1 protein-coding gene is annotated in these 988 nt (G+C 71.1%); it reads right to left on the bottom strand.

Annotated features, from left to right (window positions below; genetic code table 11):
- Window positions 1-937, bottom strand: a protein-coding gene (locus LQ326_RS47260; protein WP_234545391.1) for an IS5 family transposase whose coding sequence is annotated in 2 segments (ribosomal slippage) — window positions 1-557 and window positions 560-937 — 935 coding nt annotated over the 2 segments. Because the reading frame shifts where the segments join, the coding sequence is not laid out codon by codon here. This gene is flagged as partial in the annotation.
- Between the last annotated feature and the right edge of the window lie 51 nt (window positions 938-988).

Below are 988 nucleotides of genomic sequence, written 5' to 3'. Positions count from 1 at the left end.
GCCGTTTCTGATGGCTCTTGGACGGTGTCGCGGAGCCAGATGACGATCGCGGTGACGGTCAGGGTGCCGTTGAAGACGTAGTCGCGTTTGTCGTACCGGGTGGCCACCGCGCGGAACTGCTTCCACTTGTTCACGCACCGCTCGACCGCGTTGCGGCGGCGGTACTGGGCTTTGTCGAAGGCTGGGGGCCGGCCACCGGCCTGTCCCCGGCGCTTGCGGTGGAGCCGCTGGTCATCGGGCTGAGCGATGGTGGCCTTGATCCCGCGCCGCCGCAGGTAGGCGCGGTTGTCCCGGCTGGAGTACGCCTTGTCGCCGCGTACCCGGTCCGGCCGGCTGCGCGGGCGGCCCGTGCCGCGGCGCCGGATGCGCAAGCCGTCCAGCACCGGGGCGAACATCGGGCTGTCACCCCGCTGACCGGGCGAGGTCAGCCAGTGCAGCGGACGGGCCCGGTCGTCGGAGAGCAGATGGACCTTGCTGGTCAGCCCGCCCCGTGAGCGCCCCAACGCCTCGCGCCCATCTGCCTCCTCACGCGTCCCGCCCCCTTTTGCGGGTAGTCGGCCGGAGGTTTGCGGGGCGCCCCGGCCGCGTGCTGATGGGCCCGGCAGGAAGTCGAGTCGATGTTCACGGCCCACTCCTGCCGGTCCGCCTGGCGGTCGAGTGCCCCGTCCGGATCGCCGGCATCCGCCTCGATCTGTAACTCCTCAAGGACGGCCTTCCAGGTCCCGTCGGCCGACCAGCGGCGATGACGCTCATAGACGGTCTGCCAGGGGCCGTACCGTTCCGGCAGGTCAGGCCAGGGCACCCCCGTCCGAGCCCGGAACAGCACCCCGTTGATCACCCTGCGGTGATCCGCCCACTGCCCACCCGGCCTGCCGTTGCCGGGCAGGAGAGGTTCGATCTTCCGCCACTGCGCGTCCGTGAGCTCGTGTCGCCGCACCATACGGGCGTCCTGCCCGGCCAACCACGAGATCCACCCAGCCCACCAAGA

Source organism: Streptomyces shenzhenensis (assembly GCF_021462265.1).
GTDB classification, from domain to species: domain Bacteria; phylum Actinomycetota; class Actinomycetes; order Streptomycetales; family Streptomycetaceae; genus Streptomyces; species Streptomyces shenzhenensis.
This window is presented reverse-complemented; position numbering and strand designations above follow the sequence as displayed.